Raw genomic sequence first — 17,423 nt, forward strand, 5'->3', positions numbered from 1 at the left:
AGCATTTGCCGATCCGTCCGCCCGAATACCGATGCAGCCGAATCCTTTACCCTCAAACCATCTGCCTGCCTCCGCCGGATAGACGGACGATTGGCAAAGTCTTGTTCCGAAGCTTAGCTAATATCGGCTTTTCGCCAGCGTCAATCGCTATTTGTCCTACAAAACCGATTTTTCGTCGAGTCTCGAAATTAATCGTCAGACAATTGATTGACGCCCCCGTCCGCTTTTGCCTAAATGCGTGGACGCACCGTTCGGGAGGAGATGGACGGGGCAAGACGCAAGCGGCGCCGCCGGGTTCGGTGGCCAGTTGCGCCAACAACGGGGAGGCTTAAGGCTGGTGTCGGTTCTGGAACTCGCCAACATCTCGAAGCATTTCGGCGCCATCCAGGCGGTCAACGATGTATCGTTTTCGCTGGAAGCTGGTGAGGTCGTCGGCCTGATGGGCGACAACGGCGCCGGCAAGTCGACGCTGGTGAAGATGATAGCTGGCAATTTCCACCCGAGCCACGGCACCATGCGGCTGGAGGGCAAGGACCTTGTCATGCACAAGCCGGCGGATGCGCGCCAGCACGGCATCGAGATCGTCCACCAGGACCTTGCGCTCTGCAACAACCTGACCGCCGCGGCCAACGTCTATCTCGGCCGCGAGCTGCGCCGCGGCTTCGGTCCGCTGCGCATTCTCGACTATGGCGCTATGTACAAGCGTGCCGGCCAGCTCTTTGCCGAGCTGAAATCCGAGACGCGGCCGCGCGACCTCGTCAAGCAGATGTCGGGTGGCCAGCGCCAGGCGGTGGCGATTGCCCGCACCATGCTGTCGCAGGCCAAGATCGTGCTGATGGATGAGCCGACGGCGGCGATTTCGGTCAGGCAGGTCGCCGAAGTGCTCAATCTCATCCGCCACCTGCGTGATCAGGGCATCGCCGTGGTGCTGATCAGCCACCGCATGCCCGACGTGTTCGACGTCGCCGACCGTGTTATCGTCATGCGGCGCGGCCGCAAGGTGGCCGACAAGAAAATCGCCTCGAGCTCGCCCGAGGAAGTCACCGGGCTGATCACCGGCGCCATCGAACAGGTTGCGTAGTCGCGTGGATCGGGCGTCCACGCCTCAGGAAAGGTCGATAATGGCAGTCACACTTGACCAGACGATCGCGCAGAAGCAGCACACCTTCCTGTCGCGGCTCTTTGCCAACCAGACTTTCTGGGTGGTGATCGCGGTCATCCTCGCCTGCCTGTTCCTGTCCGTCGCCACCGATTCCTTCGCCACGTCGAAGAACATCTTTAACATCACGCGCAATATCACCTTCGTCGCCATCGTCGCGCTCGGCATGACCTTCGTCATCATTACCGGCGGCATCGACCTTTCGGTCGGCTCGGTGCTTTGCCTATCCTCGATGGTGCTCGCCGTCACCATGCATGCCGGCTATTCGATCGAGGTGGGCATCCTGGCCTCGATCGCCACCGCGCTTGCGATCGGCGCCTTCAACGGCCTGCTCATCGCCTATCTCGGCTTCCCGCCTTTCGTGGTCACGCTCGGCATGCTGTCGGTGGCGCGCAGCCTTGCCATGGTCGCCTCGAACAACACCGTGGTGTTCCAGTTCGGGCCGGACCACCAGAAGCTTTTGTCATTGGGCGGCGGCGCCTGGGTTTTCGGCATTGCCAATCCGGTGCTCTACATGATCCTCCTGGCGGGGATCACCGGCTTCATCCTGCGCTGGACCAAATTCGGCCGGCACATCTTCGCCATCGGCGGCAATGAGCATGCGGCGACGCTGACCGGCGTTCCCGTCAAGCAGATCAAGGTCGTCGTCTACATGATCTCGGCGCTGTCGGCAGGGCTTGCCGGCATCATCCAGACCGGATGGCTGGGCGCCGTCACCACCAATCTCGGCAACGGCATGGAGCTGCAGGTGATTGCAGCCACCGTCATCGGCGGCGCCAATCTCGCCGGCGGCGTCGGCACCGCGCTCGGCGCCATCGTCGGCGCCGCCCTCATCGAGGTGATCCGCAACAGCCTCGGCCTGCTTGGCATCAACGCCTTCTGGCAAGGCACCTTCATCGGCGGCGCGATCATCCTGGCGGTTCTGTTCGACCGCATCCGCAATTTCAGGCGTAGCGACTGAAGCGCGCCGCCTCGCCTTCTCCCCTTGTGGGAGAAGGTGGATCGGCGCGATAGCGCCGAGACGGATGAGGGGTGTTCCAGCGGAGTGAGACGCTGGCTTTCCCTGGAGCACCCCTCATCCGTCGCCTTCGGCGACACCTTCTCCCACAAAGGGAGAAGGGAAAGCCGCGCCTATCGCCCAGTCTGAAAATCGAGTCCGGACGGGCGATGCGAGATGGCCACCATTCCTGCCTGTCTTGACGCAGCCTCACCCCAGCCGCACTATTCCCCGGCAGGCGAAGGGAGGCCAGTCGCCTGCGGGAGGAACGATAGCCATGACGGACGCGATCAGGCTCTACTGGGGCCGGTTCGGACATGTTTCCGTGCTGAATGTCGCCAACGACTTCGTCACCCATGCCCATGGCGAGGCCCATCTCATCATCTGGCTGGAAGGCACGGCAGGCGAAATGACCATCGGCCGCGAGACGGTGCGGCTTGGGCCTGGCACCGCGGCCGGCATCAACTCGTTCCAGCCGCACAGCCACGCCCTTTCCCGCGACGGTAAGCCCGGCCTGTTCCTCGCCTTCTACATCGACCCGGACTGGGCGCGCCGGCGCCGCGACCTGCCCTCCTCCGCGCCGCTGTTCGCGCAAGCGGCGATCACGCTGGAGCCTTGGCTGCACCAGGCGGCGGCGAACCTGCTCGATCACCTGGCCGACAATGAGAGCATCGACGACGTGGCCAACTACGAGATCGAGCGTTTCATCGACAGCGTTCTCGACGCGGCGGATGCTTCGGCGCCACAGGTAGTCCGCGCGCGCATCAACACTATGCTCGACTTCCGTGTCCGCAAGGCGATCCAGTTGATGAAGGCCAATGTCTGCGAGCGCATCTCGTTCGACGACGTGGCTCGTTCGGTCGGGCTCTCACGGCCGCATTTCTTCGCGCTCTTCAAGGAACAGACCAACCTTACGCCGAACGTCTACTGGAACACGCTGCGCATGGAGGAAGCCGTGCGCCAGCTGCAGTGGTCGCAGGAACCGCTGATCTCCGTTGCCTGCAATCTCGGATTTACCACCCAGGGCAATTTCTCGCGCTTTTTCCGCGACCATGTCGGCGTGCCGCCGACGCTCTACCGCGAAGCCGCTCAGGCCATGTCGTGAGCGCCTTTGCAGGCTGATCCGTCGCCGCATTTTCCGACTGGTTGATACGCGCTCAAGACGCATTGATAAGCGCCGGCCCGTCGGCCGCTCTAGCCTGCTCCCGATCTTTGCAAGAGGACCAGTCTATGGCGAAAGTCACCATCTCCAGCGTCATCGACGCGCCGGTCGAGCAGGTCTGGGCGCGCATCCGCGACTTCAATGGTTTGCCCAGCTGGCATCCGCGCATGGTGGAAAGCCATATCGAGGACGGCAAGGACGCCGCCACGATCGGCTGCGTGCGCAACTTCCAACTGGTCAGCGGCGCGCGGCTACGCGAGAAGCTGCTCGATTTCTCGGATGAGAACTTCCTGGTCAGCTATTCGATCCTCGAGACGCCGCAGCCGCTCACCAATCACAAGGCGACGCTGCAGTTGCGGCGCGTCACCGACGGCAACCGCACCTATGCCGAATGGACAGCGAGCTTCGACGCCGCGCCCGAAGAGGCCGACAAGCTGGCCGAGGGCATGGGCGCCAACGTCTTCCAGGGCGGTTTCAACGCCCTGAAGGCCCATTTCGCCGGCCAGAGCTGACGGGAGCGCGCCATGTCGCTTGCGCTGCAGACTTTTTCGAGCGTGAAAGACGCCAATGCCGCCTTGCAGGCCGCTGGGACACGCTATCTCGGCGGCGGCACGCTTGTCGTCCGCGCGGCCAATGAAGGCGACGTTGCCGTCTCCAACCTGATCCGCGTCAACGATCCCAACCTCTCGCAGATCGCGGTTTCCGGCGGCAAGGTCCGGCTCGGCGCTTCGGTCACCATGGCCGCGATTGCCCGCCATCCCGAGCTCGCCGCGCTTGCGCCGGCCGCGCGCGCCGTCGGCGGGCCGGCGATCCGCAACATGGCGACCGTCGGCGGCAATCTGTTCGCCCCTGCCCCTTATGGCGATTTCGCGGTGGCGCTGCTGGCGCTGGACGCGACCGTCTTCACCGAAGACGGCGAAGTGCCGATCAAGACCTTCCTGGTCGGCCGTGATGCCAGCCGCGCCATCGTCTCGGCTGTCGGCTTTTCATTGCCTAAAGCCGAGAGCTTCCGCTTCCTGAAAGTATCACGGGTCAAGCCCAAGGGTGTGTCCGTGCTGAGCATCGCCGCGCTTCTGGAGCTCGCATCGGACGGCACGGTGACCTCGGCGCGCATCGCGCTGGGCTGCATGGCCGATCGTCCAATGCGCGCTTTAGCGGCCGAAAAGGCGCTGCTCGGCTGCAAGCTCACCCCGCAGGAGATCGCGCCGGCCCTGACCGCCGCGAGCGAAGGCATCGCGCCGATCACCGACCCGATCGCCAGCGCCTGGTATCGCGCCGAGGTTCTGCCGGTCCATCTCGGCCGGCTGCTGCTTGACTAATATCCGTGGGGACGCGCGTCTGTCCGGCCGACCCGGGCAGGCGCGCAGGGAGGAAAAATGGCGAAGGTCCCGGTTCAATTCACACTCAACGGCTCGGAGAAAGCCGAGTTCGTCGAAAGCGGCACGACGCTGCTCAATGTGCTGCGCGACAAGATCGGCGACACCTCACCCAAGGGGGGTTGCCACCAAGGCACCTGCGGCGCCTGCTCGGTCATCATCGACGGAGAACTCAGGCTCTCCTGCCTGACGCTGGCCGAAACCTGCGGCGGTGCCGACGTCAGGACCACCGCCGGCCTTGCCGAAGGCGGTGTGCTGCATCCGCTGCAGCGCGCCTTCCTCGATGCCTTCGCCACGCAATGCGGCTTCTGCACGCCGGGCATGATCATGGCCGCGAAGGTTCTGCTCGACCGCACGCCCAACCCGAGCCGCGAGGATGTGGTCGAGGCGCTGTCCGGCAACATCTGCCGCTGCACCGGCTACGAGCCGATCATCCAGGCGGTGCTGCTTGCGGCGCTCGCCAACTCGCAGAACGCCGCCTGAGGGAACGAGCCATGGAACTGCGCAAGGATTATTTCGCCGATGTCCGCAAGGACGGCCTGCATGAGATCGGCCAGGGTCGCCCGCGGCTCGACTCGCCGGGACATGTCACCGGCAAGACCGTTTATTTCGCCGACCGAAACTTCCCGGGCATGCTGCATCTGAAGATGGTGCGCAGCCCGCACCACCATGCCCGCATCCGCTCGATCGATACGTCGGAAGCGGAGAAACATCCGGGCGTGGTGCGCGTGCTGACCGCCAAGGACGTGCCGCACAATGTCTACACCATCCTGATCCTGATCCAGATCGGTCCCGAGGACGAAACCGTGCTTGCCGACGGCAAGGTGCGGTGGAAGGGTGAGGCCGTGGTGGCGGTATTGGCCGAGACCGAGCGCGCCGCGCAGGAAGCCGCCGCCAAGGTCAAGGTCGACTATGAGGTGTTGCCGGCCGTCTTCGACATGGAAGAAGCGCTGAAGCCCGGCGCGCCTTTGGTCAACGAATATCACGGCCAGAATTACTACCTCTATGACAGCGGCGAATGCCGCAAGGTGCGCTTCGGCGATGTCGAGGCAGGCTTTGCCCAGGCCGACCACATCCTCGAACAGTCCTACCAGTCCTCGCCGATCGAGCACGCCCCGACCGAAACCACGGGCTGCGTGGTGGCGCCGGAAGGCAATGACCGCTTCACCTGCTACACCAACACGCAGGCGATGTTCTTCACCCTCGACAACGCCTCGATCATCCTGCAGATGCCCGGCTCGAAGCTGCATTTCGTCGGCGGCACCGTTGGCGGTGGCTTCGGCGGCAAGGTCGACGTCGTCGTCGAGCCGATCGCCATCCTCGCGGCCAAGCTGACCGGACGCCCGGTCTGTTTTATCTACAGCCGTGAGGAGGAGATGCAGATCTCCTCGCCGCGCGCCGCCGAAAAGGTGATCATCAAGGACGGCGTCATGAAGGACGGCCGCATCGTCGCGCGCAAGGTGACCGGCTATACCGACGCCGGCGCCTATTCGCGCCACTCGCCCTATGGCGCGCAGAAGGGCGCGGCCCACTATCCAGGCCCCTATACGATCCCGAATGTCTGGATCGACACCTATTGCGTCTACACCAACCGCACCCCTTCGTCGGCCATGCGCGGCTTCGGCGTCACCATCGGCGACTTCGCGCTGGAGGTGCAGATGGACAAGCTGGCGCGGCTGATCGGCATGGATCCGCTCGAATTCCGCTTCGTCAACGCCTATCGCGACGGCGACATGAAGGCGCATCGCCAGCCGACCGAGGGTGCGGCGCTGATCGAATGCATGCAGGAAGCCTCGCGCGTCGCCAACTGGCCGGTCGCGGAAAAATACATGACGATGTCCTCCTACAGGAAGGAAGCCTGAGATGGCGATCCGGCGTGGACGCGGCATCGCCGCGATCAACTATCCGACCGGCATGAATCTTGGCGGCGACCCGACCCAGGCACTGGTCCATTCGACCCCGACCGGCAACTTCATGGTGACGTTGTCCAGTGTCGATCTGGGCCAGGGCATGAAGCAGATCATGGCGCAGATCTGCGCCGAGACGATCGGCGTGCCGACCGACCGCGTCGTCATCGACACCGCCGACACCGACACCGGCCCGCACTGCATGGGCACCTTTGCCTCGCGCGGCACGCACCGCGCCGGCAACGCCGTCATCCAGGCGGCCAAGGAGGCGCGCCAGGTCATGCTGGAAGTGGCGGCCGAAGAGCTGGAGGTGAACGCCTCCGATCTCGAGACCGACGGGCAGGGCAACATCCAGGTGAAGGGCGCGCCGCAGAAATCGATCTCGATCTTCGATGTCGCGCTGTCGGCGCATTTCAAGCGCGGCCGCTCGATCTCCGGCCGCGGCATGTTTCTGATCCCGCGCTCCTATCCGGAGAAGGAGACCGGCGCGATGAAGCCCTCCACCTGCTATGCCCATGCCTGCACGGTGGCCGAGGTCGAGGTCGACGACGAGACCGGCGAGGTGACGGTGCTTACCGTCAAGAACGTCTTCGAGATCGGCCGCGCGCTGAACCCGAAGATGGTCGAGCAGCAACTGGTCGGCGGCTCCTGGATGGGCATCAGCCACGCGCTCTACGAGACGACCGAGCCCTATTACCCGAACCGCGACCACGGCGGCACCGACTTCAACCAGTATCTGATGCCGGGTCCAGGCGATCTCGCCGAGACCGAGATCATCGTGCTCGAACGTCCTTCCGCCGATGGACCGTTCGGCGCCAAGGGTCCGGGCGAGATGTGCGCCAACCCGCAGATCCCCGCCATCGCCAACGCCGTCTTCGACGCCGTTGGCGTGCGCGTCGACACGCTGCCGATCACGCCCGAGCGCATCCTGCGCGCGCTGAAGGCGCAGGCCGCGGGCTGAGGGGAAGATGGCAAACGCCGACGCCGTTGCGGTCACTGCTTCGCCAGAGGCGATAGCCGCGCGTCTTGCCGCCTCGCGCTATCTGGCCGACGACAGCCTTGCCACCGCGATCTTCCTGGCGATTCGGCTCGGCAAGCCGTTGCTGCTCGAAGGCGCGCCGGGCGTCGGCAAGACCGAGGCCGCCAAGGCGGTCGCCGAACTGCTCGGCCGTGAGCTGGTGCGCCTGCAATGCTACGAAGGCGTCGATGCCGGGCACGCGCTTTACGAATGGAACTACCAGCGCCAGCTGCTCGCCATCCGCCATGCCGGCGAGCACGAGATCGATATCTACGACGATCGATTCCTGATCGCCCGACCGCTGCTGCAGGTGCTTCGCGCGCCGGAGCAGCGCGTGCTGCTGGTCGACGAGATCGATCGTTCCGATCATGAATTCGAGGCGCTGCTGCTCGAATTCCTCTCAGACTTCCAGATCAGCATCCCGGAGCGCGGCACGATCCGTGCCGCGACGCAGCCGATCGTCATCCTCACCTCCAACCGCACGCGCGAGCTGGCCGAAGCGCTGCGCCGCCGCTGCGTCTATCATTGGATTGGCTATCCCGACGCCCAGCGCGAGGCCGAGATCATCATGCTGCGCTCAGGCGACGTCGCGGGAGCCACCGCACGTGCCGTGGCCAACGCCGTGCAGGAGATCCGGGCGCGGCCACTGGCCAAGCCGCCCGGCATCGCCGAAGCGGTCGAATGGGCGAATGCCGCGACCATCCTCGAAAAAGGCGGCAGCCCGTGGCCGGAGGCCTTTCGGCGGGCCATCGGCGTGCTGATCAAGGACGAGGAGGATTTGACTGCCATTGCGCCGGAACTGGGGAGGATTGTCGAGGAGGCGCTGGGGTGAGCCGCAACCTCGACAACCCCTTCGCCCCGTTTACGGGGAGAAGGTGCCCCGAAGGGGCGGACGAGGGGCAGCGCCACACTGGGCAGAAGGTAGCGCTGCCCCTCACCTGCCTGCCGGCATCCTCTCCCCGTAAACGGGGAGAGGAGCGCTTACCTCGCGCCGCCGCACTCTTCCTCGGCTTCGCCCGTTTGCTCCGTCATCACGCCTTCGCCATCGCGCCCGAACAAATCACCAGCTTCATGCAGGCCGTGACCCTGCTCGGCCCGCGCTCGATGAACGACATCCGCGAAGCAGCGCTCGCGACGCTTGCGCCCTCGCCCGATCGCCGCGACGAATTCGAGGCGCATTTCCGCGCCCATTTCTACGGCGACGCCAAGCCTTCGATCGAAGGCGAGAAGGACGACGAGACCCGCGTCAAGGACGATCGCGGCACGCGCGAGGAAGAGAAGCAGATCGCCCGCCAGGGGAAAGGCGGCGAGCTCTCCTCGGTGCTCGAGCGATTGAGCAGTCGCGATTTCCAGCGCGATCCCGATGGTCTCGGCCAGTTCCGCCGCAAGCTCGCCTCCGCCCTCCCCGCGCGCCGTTCTTTCCGCACCATGCGCACGCGTTCGCGCGGCACGCTCGACCTCAGGCGCTCGCTCAGCGAAATCGTCAGCGCCGATGGCGACATCCCCTCGCCGCTGCTACGCCGCCGGCAGCCAGTGCCGCGAAAGCTGCTCCTGCTCATCGATGTCTCCGGATCGATGAAGCTGCACACGGCCGACTACCTCAAGCTGGCGCATGCGGCGGTGCAAGGCGCGGACCGCGCCGAAGTCTTCACCTTTGGCACGCGGCTTACCCGCGTCACCTCGGCGTTACGCATCCGCGACCGCGAGCAGGCGCTCGCCCGCGCCGCAGCACTCGTCGAGGATTGGGATGGCGGCACCCGCATGGGGCCGACATTGCTGGCCTTCCTGTCGGTGCCGCGCTTCTCCGCCTTCGCGCGCGGCGCCTGCGTCGTCATGCTGTCCGACGGGCTGGAACGCGGCAGCCATGCCGAGCTGGAGATCGCGATGCGGCGGTTGAGCGCCCGCGCCTTCCGGCTGTCGCTGGCGAGCCCGCTCGCCGGCGATCCGCGCTTCCGCCCGGAAACTGCGGCGCTCCGCGCCATCCTGCCGGCGCTTGACGATCTGGTCGACGGCTCGTCGGCCAAGAGCCTGACCGATTTCATCCTGTCGCTCGCCCGTCCTGCGCCTGCGGCCGCTTCCATCTGGAAAAGGATATCGTGATGCAGAAAGCCATCGACGCGCATTTCCACATCTGGCGCCAGAAGGATCAGCCCTGGCTGGTCGGGCCGATGGTGCCGCGCATCTTCGGCCCCTACGAGCCGATCCGCCGCGACTATCCGATCACCGAGTTCCTCGAGGACCAGAAAGGCTCAGGCGTCGAGAAGGCCGTCTATGTCCAGACCAACTGGGCCAAGGAGGATTTCGAGAAGGAAGTCGCCTTCCTGCAGAAGACCGCGGATGAAACCGGCTGGCCGCACGCCATCGTCGGCTATGCCGACATGACGGTCGACGACGTCCGCCCGCAGATCGACCGATTGAAAAAGTATCCGCTGCTGCGCGGCGTGCGCATGCAGCTTCACTGGCATGAAACGCCCGCCTTCCGCTTCGCCGCTTCGGCCGACCAGGTGATCGATCCGAAAGTGCGGAAGAACGTGGCGCGTTTGAAGGATTACGGCCTCTCCTTCGACCTGCAGCTCTTTCCCGCGCAGATGAAGGACGGGCTGACACTAGTCGGCGAAAACCCTCAGACGAATTTCATCCTCACCCATGCCGGCATGCTGACCGGCATGGAGCCGGAAACCACCGAAGCCTGGAAGGCGGGCCTCCGCACGCTTTCGGCAGCGCCCAATGTCTACGCCAAGCTCTCGGGGCTCGGCACCTTCGTCCACCGCAACGACCCGGAGCTCATCGCCTACATCGTCGACAACGCGATCGAGATCCTCGGCAGCGACCGGCTGATGTTCGGCTCGAACTTCCCGATCGAGAAGCTGTGGACCAGCCATGCCGAGCTGATCAAAGCGCACCGCGCGGCGGTGGCGAAGCATGGCACCAAGGCCGAGGCGGATATCTTCTGGAATACGGCCGCGAAGGTGTATCGGCCGGTGTAGCGCGGCTTTTCCTTCTCCCCTTGTGGGAGAAGGTGGATCGGCGCGAAGCGCCGAGACGGATGAGGGGTGCTCCATCGGAGTGTGACGTTGGCATTCCCTGGAACACCCCTCATCCGTCCGAGCTTCGCTCGGCCACCTTCTCCCACAAGAAGGGCTTTGCACAGAATCGGATCGGTGATTCCATGCGGATATCCGGCGAGGAGGGATTCGCGATGGTCGATCGAGTGCTTGGCCAATTGAGCCTAGCGGACGGTTTTGCGGCGTCGGATGAGACGATCTTCGACCTGATAGCGAAGGAACTGGACTGGGCGCCGATCCGAACCTTGCTTGGTCATCGCAGCGGTCCTGGCTCTGGCAACACCAGCTATCCAGCCGAGCCGCTGGTGCGTTGTTTGCTGCTGGGCGTGTGGCATGGGCTGAGCGATCCCGCGCTTGAAGCGCAAATCCGGGACCGGCTGTCGTTCCGCCGCTTTGCCGGCTTCAGCCTTTCGGATCGCACGCCTGATCACTCGACGCTGTGGCGTTGCCGCGAGGAACTGACGCGCGAGCGTCTGATCGACAAGATCTTTGAGGAGATCAATCGCCAACTGGAGGCCAAGAGCCTGATCGTCAAGCGCGGTACCTTGGTCGATGCCACATTCTTGCAGGCTCGCGGCCGCCCGCCCAAGCAGCCCAAGAAGGGCCATCATGGTCCGATCAAGCCGTCGTCCGACAAGGATGCGCGCTGGGGCAAGAAGGGCAAGAAGAGCACCTTCGGCTACAAGATGCACATCGGCGCTGACCAGGCGCACACCATCATCCGGCGCGTCGAGGTGAGCGACGCCTCGCTCACCGACACCGAGCCGGCCGACCAGCTGATCTGCGGCGACGAGAAGGCGGCCTATGGCGATCAGGCCTATTACACCCACGCCAGGCACGATCGGCTAGCCGAGGCCAACATCAAGGATCGGCTGATGCGGCGGGCCAACAAGCATCACCCCGAGCTGCCGCCGCGCCAAAAGCTGCGCAACCGGCTGATCGCCAAGGTGCGCGCGGCGGTCGAGCGGCCGTTCGCCGTATTCAAGGAGCACTATGGCATGCGGCGCGTGCGCTTCTTCAACCTGGCCACCAACCGCACGCAGTGCATGCTGGCGGCCTGCGCCTACAATCTAAGGACCATGATCGGCGCCCTCTTTCCACCTGCTGAGAGACGAGCATGAGGAGGAGTGCGTCCGCAGCCAAGCGGATTGGCCGCCTAACCCGGCAAATGCCCCGCAAAGCCGCCCAAAACCGCTCCCATGGCCTTCAAAAAACGCCTCATTAGCCCAACAAACAGAATTCACTCTCCCGTGCAAAGCCCTCACAGGGGGAGAAGGGGAAGCCGGCGCCTCACTTCACCTCGAACTGCGGGTCGAGCGGGATTTGCATTGCCGTCACCAGATGGTTGGTCTGTCCCGCAAGCCCGATGATCGACACCAGCTCGCCATGCTGCGCCTCCGTCATGCCCTTGGCCCGCGCTGCGGCCGTGTGCGAGTGGACGCAATAGGAGCAGCCATTGGCGGTCGAGACCGCGATATAGATCATTTCCTTGGTCAGCGGATCGATCGCGCCGTCGGTGACCATCACCGCCTTGAGCTGCTCCCACACCCGTTTCAGCGCCGCCGGATCATTGGCCAGCCCGCGCCAGAAATTGTTCACGAAGTCGGATTTTCGCGTCGCCCGGATATCGTCGAACACCGCCTTCACCGCCGGGATCTTTTCGACCTCGGCATCGCTGAGGAGTTTTGTGGTGGCCATGGTGTTTCCTTTCGTTTGAATCGCCGGTCGAGGTCGTTGAACCAAGTGTTGCGCATAGACAGCTAACGTGTTTCTCCGATTCAATTTTTAGCTCGAAGCAACACACTGCCGCGGACATTGGCCGAAGCACCTCAGCATCGTCATTCCAGGGCGGAGCAAGGAGCGAAGCGACGCGCGCAGACCCTGGAATCCATTCCGTGCCCTCACGCGAAGGGCGCAGCGGAGCAGAATTCTGGACCGTAGCCGCGCCTAAAAGTCGCGGCATGGATCCTTGGGTCTGCGCGCGTCGCTGCGCTCCTTGCTCCGCCCGTGGATGACGACGTCGCGGAGGCTCCGGCCAATTGTCAAGGTGCCACCAGCGACACCCTAATGCACCGCCGCGTACATGATCTTCTCCTCCGTCGCCTCCGCCGGCGAGAACTCCTCGACGATGCGGCCCTGGCGGCAGACAAGGATGCGGTCGGACAGGTTCATGATCTCCGGCAGGTAGGACGAGATGACGACGACGGCGAGGCCCTCGTCGGCCAGCCGGTTGATGATCTGGTGGATCTCGGCGATGGCGCCGACATCGACGCCGCGTGTCGGCTCGTCGAAGATGACGATGCGCGGCTGCTGCACCAGCCCCTTGCCGATCACCACCTTCTGCTGGTTGCCGCCGGAAAGCTCGACCACGCGGGCGTTGTCGTTGATCGCCTTGATGTTGAGTGTCTTGGTCCATTCGGCCGAGAGCTGCCGCATCTCCTGCTGGTTGATCATCCAGGCCTTCTCGCGGCCGGCGGCGAGCAGGCCGCCGAACAGGTTCTCGGCGATGCCCATTGTCTCGAAGATGCCTTCGCTCTTGCGGTCCTCGGTGACGTAGACGATGCCGTCGGCCACCGCCTCGCTCGGCACGAGGTAGCGCACCGGCTTGTCGTCCAATTCAATCGCGCCGCCGCGCAAAAAGTCGCGCTTGTAGATACCCGAGACAATCTTGAAGGTCTCGGTGCGGCCCGATCCGATCAGCCCGAACACGCCGGTGATCTGGCCTTCGAAAATCGAGAAGGAATTGTTGCGCACGATGTTGCTCATCGAGATGTCCTGCACCGAGAGCACTTTCTTGCCGGCCTTGCGCAATTTCGTCTCGTCGCGCTGGCGATAGATCTGCCCCGACAGCGAGCGGCCCACCATGGCCGCGACGATCTTGTCGCGGTCGAAAGCCGATGTCTGGTCGGCGATCACCAGTTCGCCGTCGCGCAGGATGGTGATGCGGTCGGCAATCATCAGCGCCTCTTCCAGCGCGTGGCTGATGAAGACGATCGACACGCCGCGCGCTTTAAGCCTCCGGATCAGCGCGAAGAAGTGGCGTTTCTCTTCCGGCGTCAGCGTCGCCGTCGGTTCGTCGAAGATGATGATCTCGGCATTATGGTGGACGGCGCGCGCGATCTCGACCATCTGCCGCTTGGCCGCGCCCAGCGTCGCCACCATCGCGTTGGGATCGACCGGAAAATTCAGCGACTGCAGGAATTGCTGCGCCGAGATGTAGGTGCCGCGCAGCCGGTTGAGGAATTTCTCGGTGCCGAGATAAAGGTTCTGCGCCACCGTCATCGACGGCACCAGGCTGGTCTCCTGGAACACCATGGCGATGCCCGCTTCCAGCGCGGCGTGCGGCGAGGCGTAAGCCGTCTCGACGCCCTTGTGGAACATCTTGCCCGAAGTCGCGTCGACGACGCCGGCGATGATTTTGGTCAGCGTCGACTTGCCGGCGCCGTTCTCGCCAAGCAGCGCATGGATCTCGCCCTTCCTCAGATCGAACGTGACGTTCTTTACCGCCGGCACGCCGCGATAGGTCTTGGTGACGTTTTCCAGACGGACGATCGGTTCCATCAGAAACCACCCGAAGCGAGGTCGAGCGCCAGCACGCAATCACCGCCCTTCGAGGCGACGAACAGGCGACCGTCCTTTTCCGCCGCGCTGCAGATGCCGTGCCGCGTGCCGTTGGCGCGGCTGTGCAGGCTGAACTGCGGCTGCAGGGCCCGGTCGAGTTTCACGACGAGCCCATAGGAGCGGCTGGGCGACCACGGCTTGTGGATGCCCATGGTGCGGATGCCGCCGCATTGCAGCGGCTCGAGGAAGCTGCGGTTGGAGGCCAGCGCCGGCGCAATCCAGTAGGCCGGCGGCACCTGGCCGATCATGTCGCGGCGATAATGTGTTTCCTGCAGCACGAATTCGATCAGCCGGTTGCGCGGCGCAAACAGCGTCAGCCATGCGCCGCCGCCGGCCGGCGCCAACCGCGCCGGATAGCCGGGCAGATGCGTCAGCACCGTGGTGCGGTTGCCAGTCGCGCCGTCAAAGCGCACGAGCTGGTGGCGCCAGCTTTCGCTCACCAGCACATCGCCGCCGAGCGGGTGAAGCCCATAAGGAAAGGCGATGTCGCCGGCGATCTTCTGAAAACCGATGCCACCCGCCCCGCACCGCCACAGCGAACCGGATGCGCCCTTCTTCATCAGGTCGGTCGCCCATTGCGACGGAGCATGTTCGCTGGAGCCATTGGCCAGCCACAGCGTGCCGTCATCGGCATAGGCAAGCGCTGTGATGCACCTTATTTCGGCCGGCAGCGAAACCTCCTTGCCGGCAATCAGCAGTCTGCCGCTCTCCAGCCCGACGGTCAGTTCGCCCGATGGCGACAGCGCCAGCGCGGTGATGGGGGATTGAAAGGTTTCGACAGCGACGGGCTCGGAACCAGCCGCAACCGCCAGGAGAGCGTTGCCGCTGGAGACAAGCAGCCGCCCGTCAGACACCAGCAGATTGTCCGGCTCGCTCAGTTCGGCGAAGGCCGGCGCGTCGTCCAGCCGCGTGTTGGGGCGAAAGGCGCCGTCGAGCGGCGGTATGGTGACCGCCTTGCCGCGAAAGACATCCAGGATCGGATCGAGGATCATGGCTTGTCTCCCCAATAGGAAGCGGGGCTCGTCCAGTTCGGGTCCGCACCACTGATCTTGTAGCGCCCGATGCGGTTGTTGAGGATGCCGCCGACGAACAGGTAGCCCTTGTGCTCGCGCATCGAGGTGACCATCGGATGCGCGTTGCCGGAAAGATCGCCGAGCGTCTCGACAATGCCGCCCTTCTCGTTGAACTTCACCACGCCGCCGGTGTTGATGTTGGGAAACAGCCACTCGTCCTGCGGCAGGCGGCGCGTCATGCGCTTGCGCATGTCGGGATGGCGCAGCGACAGGTCGAAGCTTGGCGTGCGCATGCCGAGCCAGGCCATCCAGTAATTGCCGTCGGAAGCCCGGTTGATGTTGTCGGGATAGCCCGGCATGTCGCGGATGACGCATTCGGCCGTTCCCACTTTCGGCCCTTCCAGCCAATAGCGATGCACGCGACAGCCCCAGCTTTCGGCGAAGAACAGCGACTTGCCGTCATGCGCCATGCACACGCCGTTGGTGTAGCGGTAGCCGTCGAGCAGCGTCTTGGTCGAACCGTCCTTCGGGTCGTACACCAAAAGACGGCCCGTGGCGCGATTCTCGATCGAGTCCAGCGCCCAATCATGGGCGTCATAGCGCTTGGTCGAATCCGTAAAATAGATGCGGCCGTCCGGCGCGATGTCGCAATCGTTCGGGTCGCGCAGACGCGCATCGTCGACGATCGAGGTCCAGGAGCGCGCCGTCTCTGCCGAGAGGCGCTTCACCTCCCGGTCCGGCGAGACCGAATAGAGCCCCATGGCGCCGACGCAACTGATCAGATTGCCGGCCCTGTCGAAGGCCAAGCCCAGCGGAAAGCCGCCGATATGGGCAAAGACTTCCGACTTCACATAGTCCGGTGCGAAGAAGCGGACGATCTCGCCATGACGCGTGCCGCAATACAGATGGTCGTCGCGGTCGAGGATGACGTCCTCCGGCCCCTCCAGCTCGCCGAGCCCGATATGGTCCGCGGCCGAGAGCCGGTTGTCGAGTTCGTAGGACGTGCCGGAACCGGGCGCGGCCGATTGGGTCTCGCCCATCTTGAGGTAGACAGGCGCGACATAGACCTCGTTCAGCACCTTGTGGCGGTTCTTCAGCCAGCGGATGTCGATGGTGACGGCGACCGCCAAGAGGATGCCGAGCACCATCTGGTTGGTGCCTGTGCCGTAGCCAAGCCGGATCAGGCCGTTGGTCATGGTCAGAACGATGATGGCGCCCATCAGCCCCTTGACCACCGAGCCGCGCCCGCCTCCGAGGCTGACGCCGCCGACCACGGCCGCGGTCAGCGCCATGATCTCGAGATTGAGGCCGGTGCCCGGCCCTGCCCCGCTCAACCGGCAGGCGATCAGGAAGCCGCCGATCGAGGCACAGAAGCCGGAAAAGACGTAGGTCATGAACACGGTGCGCCGCACCCGGATGCCGGCATTATGCGCGGAGCGCCGGGAGCCGCCCACCGCCAGCACATGCCAGCCTGGGCGCGAGCGCGTCAGCGCGATATGCGTGATGACGGCAAGGATGATGGCCAGCCAGACCGAGACCGACAGGCCCCAGAACGTGCCGTCGCCGATGAAGTCGAGCACATCGGAGCTTGCCTGGGAAAGCTGCACGTCGGCGGCATAGGTGGTGACGAGGATGTCGAACAGCGCTCGCCCGAAGATGAAGGTGACCAGCGTGGTGAGGAAGGCACGCAGCCTGAGATAGCCGACGAGGTAGCCGTTGACGGCGCCGAAGACGAGCCCCGTGCAAAGTGCCGCGGCCAAGGCCAGCCAGATCGACTGTTCGAGAATGAAGAAGACGTAGACGGCGGAGAAGCAGGACAGCGCGAAGATTGAGCCCACCGAAAGATCGATGCCGCCGCCCAGCATCACCACGGTCATGCCGATGACGACCAGCGAGAACTCGCCGAGCTGTCGAGTGGATTCCTGCAGCGAGGTGAGCTTGAAGAAACCCGGAATGATCGAGCCGAACACCCCGAGCGTCGCCACCAGCGCCAGGAAAGGTATGGCGTTGTCGGTCCAGCGCTTGGTCAGGATCTCGCCGATCAGATGGTCGGGCACGAGATTGTAGCGCCAGGCCTGGAGGCGTTCACGGAAATTCATCGGCTG

At 64.4% G+C, this 17,423-nt stretch carries 16 protein-coding genes; 12 read left to right on the top strand and 4 right to left on the bottom strand.

Annotated features, from left to right (window positions below):
* Positions 1 to 337: 337 nt before the first annotated feature.
* The 12 genes from LB525_RS12825 to LB525_RS12875 all read left to right on the top strand — a co-directional run bounded on the left by LB525_RS12825 (position 338) and on the right by LB525_RS12875 (position 11,805).
* Positions 338 to 1,081 (top strand): ATP-binding cassette domain-containing protein, encoded by a 744-nt coding sequence (locus tag LB525_RS12825; RefSeq protein WP_095768909.1) that lies wholly within the window; start codon positions 338 to 340, stop codon positions 1,079 to 1,081.
* Between the two features lie 40 nt (positions 1,082 to 1,121).
* On the top strand, positions 1,122 to 2,120 hold the full coding sequence (locus LB525_RS12830) for an ABC transporter permease (RefSeq protein WP_224531877.1): 999 nt from the start codon (positions 1,122 to 1,124) through the stop codon (positions 2,118 to 2,120).
* 313 nt (positions 2,121 to 2,433) lie between these two features.
* Positions 2,434 to 3,261, top strand: coding sequence for an AraC family transcriptional regulator (locus LB525_RS12835; RefSeq protein ID WP_224544894.1), 828 nt, complete (start codon positions 2,434 to 2,436; stop codon positions 3,259 to 3,261).
* A gap of 125 nt (positions 3,262 to 3,386) precedes the next feature.
* Entirely contained in the window at positions 3,387 to 3,830 is a 444-nt protein-coding gene (locus tag LB525_RS12840) for an SRPBCC family protein (protein WP_224544895.1), read from the top strand.
* Between the two features lie 12 nt (positions 3,831 to 3,842).
* Positions 3,843 to 4,637, top strand: coding sequence for an FAD binding domain-containing protein (locus LB525_RS12845; protein ID WP_224544896.1), 795 nt, complete (start codon positions 3,843 to 3,845; stop codon positions 4,635 to 4,637).
* Positions 4,638 to 4,694: 57 nt separating this feature from the next.
* The gene (locus LB525_RS12850; protein ID WP_224544897.1) at positions 4,695 to 5,177 is read left to right on the top strand and encodes a (2Fe-2S)-binding protein; all 483 of its coding nucleotides are present in this window, start codon (positions 4,695 to 4,697) and stop codon (positions 5,175 to 5,177) included.
* Positions 5,178 to 5,188: 11 nt separating this feature from the next.
* Positions 5,189 to 6,556, top strand: a complete 1,368-nt coding sequence (locus LB525_RS28545) for a xanthine dehydrogenase family protein molybdopterin-binding subunit (RefSeq protein WP_263492770.1) — start codon at positions 5,189 to 5,191, stop codon at positions 6,554 to 6,556.
* A 1-nt stretch (position 6,557) separates the two neighbouring features.
* A complete protein-coding gene (locus LB525_RS28550; RefSeq protein ID WP_263492771.1) occupies positions 6,558 to 7,562 on the top strand; it encodes a xanthine dehydrogenase family protein molybdopterin-binding subunit in 1,005 nt (334 codons plus the stop codon).
* Between the two features lie 7 nt (positions 7,563 to 7,569).
* On the top strand, positions 7,570 to 8,451 hold the full coding sequence (locus LB525_RS12860; RefSeq protein ID WP_224544898.1) for an AAA family ATPase: 882 nt from the start codon (positions 7,570 to 7,572) through the stop codon (positions 8,449 to 8,451).
* Positions 8,452 to 8,723: 272 nt separating this feature from the next.
* On the top strand, positions 8,724 to 9,719 hold the full coding sequence (locus tag LB525_RS12865; protein ID WP_224544958.1) for a vWA domain-containing protein: 996 nt from the start codon (positions 8,724 to 8,726) through the stop codon (positions 9,717 to 9,719).
* Positions 9,719 to 10,606, top strand: coding sequence for an amidohydrolase family protein (locus LB525_RS12870; RefSeq protein ID WP_224532774.1), 888 nt, complete (start codon positions 9,719 to 9,721; stop codon positions 10,604 to 10,606). The genes LB525_RS12865 and LB525_RS12870 overlap by 1 nt, the downstream gene beginning before the upstream one ends.
* On the top strand, positions 10,489 to 11,805 hold the full coding sequence (locus LB525_RS12875) for an IS5 family transposase (protein WP_224544899.1): 1,317 nt from the start codon (positions 10,489 to 10,491) through the stop codon (positions 11,803 to 11,805). Before LB525_RS12870 ends, LB525_RS12875 begins: the two co-directional genes overlap by 118 nt.
* Positions 11,806 to 11,974: 169 nt before the next feature.
* On the opposite strand, the gene LB525_RS12880 is transcribed toward LB525_RS12875, so the two are convergent.
* The 4 genes from LB525_RS12880 to LB525_RS12895 all read right to left on the bottom strand — a co-directional run bounded on the left by LB525_RS12880 (position 11,975) and on the right by LB525_RS12895 (position 17,417).
* A complete protein-coding gene (locus LB525_RS12880; protein ID WP_224544900.1) occupies positions 11,975 to 12,382 on the bottom strand; it encodes a carboxymuconolactone decarboxylase family protein in 408 nt (135 codons plus the stop codon).
* Between the two features lie 366 nt (positions 12,383 to 12,748).
* Positions 12,749 to 14,245: a sugar ABC transporter ATP-binding protein gene (locus tag LB525_RS12885; protein ID WP_224544901.1), complete on the bottom strand. Its 1,497-nt coding sequence runs from the start codon at positions 14,243 to 14,245 to the stop codon at positions 12,749 to 12,751.
* Positions 14,245 to 15,297, bottom strand: coding sequence for a hypothetical protein (locus LB525_RS12890; protein WP_224544902.1), 1,053 nt, complete (start codon positions 15,295 to 15,297; stop codon positions 14,245 to 14,247). The genes LB525_RS12885 and LB525_RS12890 overlap by 1 nt, the downstream gene beginning before the upstream one ends.
* Complete coding sequence (locus tag LB525_RS12895; RefSeq protein ID WP_224544903.1) at positions 15,294 to 17,417, bottom strand: ABC transporter permease; 2,124 nt, start codon at positions 17,415 to 17,417, stop codon at positions 15,294 to 15,296. Before LB525_RS12895 ends, LB525_RS12890 begins: the two co-directional genes overlap by 4 nt.
* Positions 17,418 to 17,423 lie beyond the last annotated feature (6 nt).

It is taken from the genome of Mesorhizobium sp. CA16, from assembly GCF_020165175.1.
Lineage (GTDB): Bacteria > Pseudomonadota > Alphaproteobacteria > Rhizobiales > Rhizobiaceae > Mesorhizobium.

Excerpts from the sequence above, each read along its gene's own strand:
- LB525_RS12830 (WP_224531877.1), top strand. The coding sequence starts at position 1,122 with ATGGCAGTCACACTTGACCAGACGATCGCGCAGAAGCAGCACACCTTC.
- LB525_RS12835 (WP_224544894.1), top strand. The coding sequence starts at position 2,434 with ATGACGGACGCGATCAGGCTCTACTGGGGCCGGTTCGGACATGTTTCC.
- LB525_RS12840 (WP_224544895.1), top strand. The coding sequence starts at position 3,387 with ATGGCGAAAGTCACCATCTCCAGCGTCATCGACGCGCCGGTCGAGCAG.
- LB525_RS12845 (WP_224544896.1), top strand. The coding sequence starts at position 3,843 with ATGTCGCTTGCGCTGCAGACTTTTTCGAGCGTGAAAGACGCCAATGCC.
- LB525_RS12850 (WP_224544897.1), top strand. The coding sequence starts at position 4,695 with ATGGCGAAGGTCCCGGTTCAATTCACACTCAACGGCTCGGAGAAAGCC.
- LB525_RS28545 (WP_263492770.1), top strand. The coding sequence starts at position 5,189 with ATGGAACTGCGCAAGGATTATTTCGCCGATGTCCGCAAGGACGGCCTG.
- LB525_RS28550 (WP_263492771.1), top strand. The coding sequence starts at position 6,558 with ATGGCGATCCGGCGTGGACGCGGCATCGCCGCGATCAACTATCCGACC.
- LB525_RS12860 (WP_224544898.1), top strand. The coding sequence starts at position 7,570 with ATGGCAAACGCCGACGCCGTTGCGGTCACTGCTTCGCCAGAGGCGATA.
- LB525_RS12865 (WP_224544958.1), top strand. The coding sequence starts at position 8,724 with ATGAACGACATCCGCGAAGCAGCGCTCGCGACGCTTGCGCCCTCGCCC.
- LB525_RS12870 (WP_224532774.1), top strand. The coding sequence starts at position 9,719 with ATGCAGAAAGCCATCGACGCGCATTTCCACATCTGGCGCCAGAAGGAT.
- LB525_RS12880 (WP_224544900.1), bottom strand. The coding sequence starts at position 12,382 with ATGGCCACCACAAAACTCCTCAGCGATGCCGAGGTCGAAAAGATCCCG.
- LB525_RS12885 (WP_224544901.1), bottom strand. The coding sequence starts at position 14,245 with ATGGAACCGATCGTCCGTCTGGAAAACGTCACCAAGACCTATCGCGGC.
- LB525_RS12890 (WP_224544902.1), bottom strand. The coding sequence starts at position 15,297 with ATGATCCTCGATCCGATCCTGGATGTCTTTCGCGGCAAGGCGGTCACC.
- LB525_RS12895 (WP_224544903.1), bottom strand. The coding sequence starts at position 17,417 with ATGAATTTCCGTGAACGCCTCCAGGCCTGGCGCTACAATCTCGTGCCC.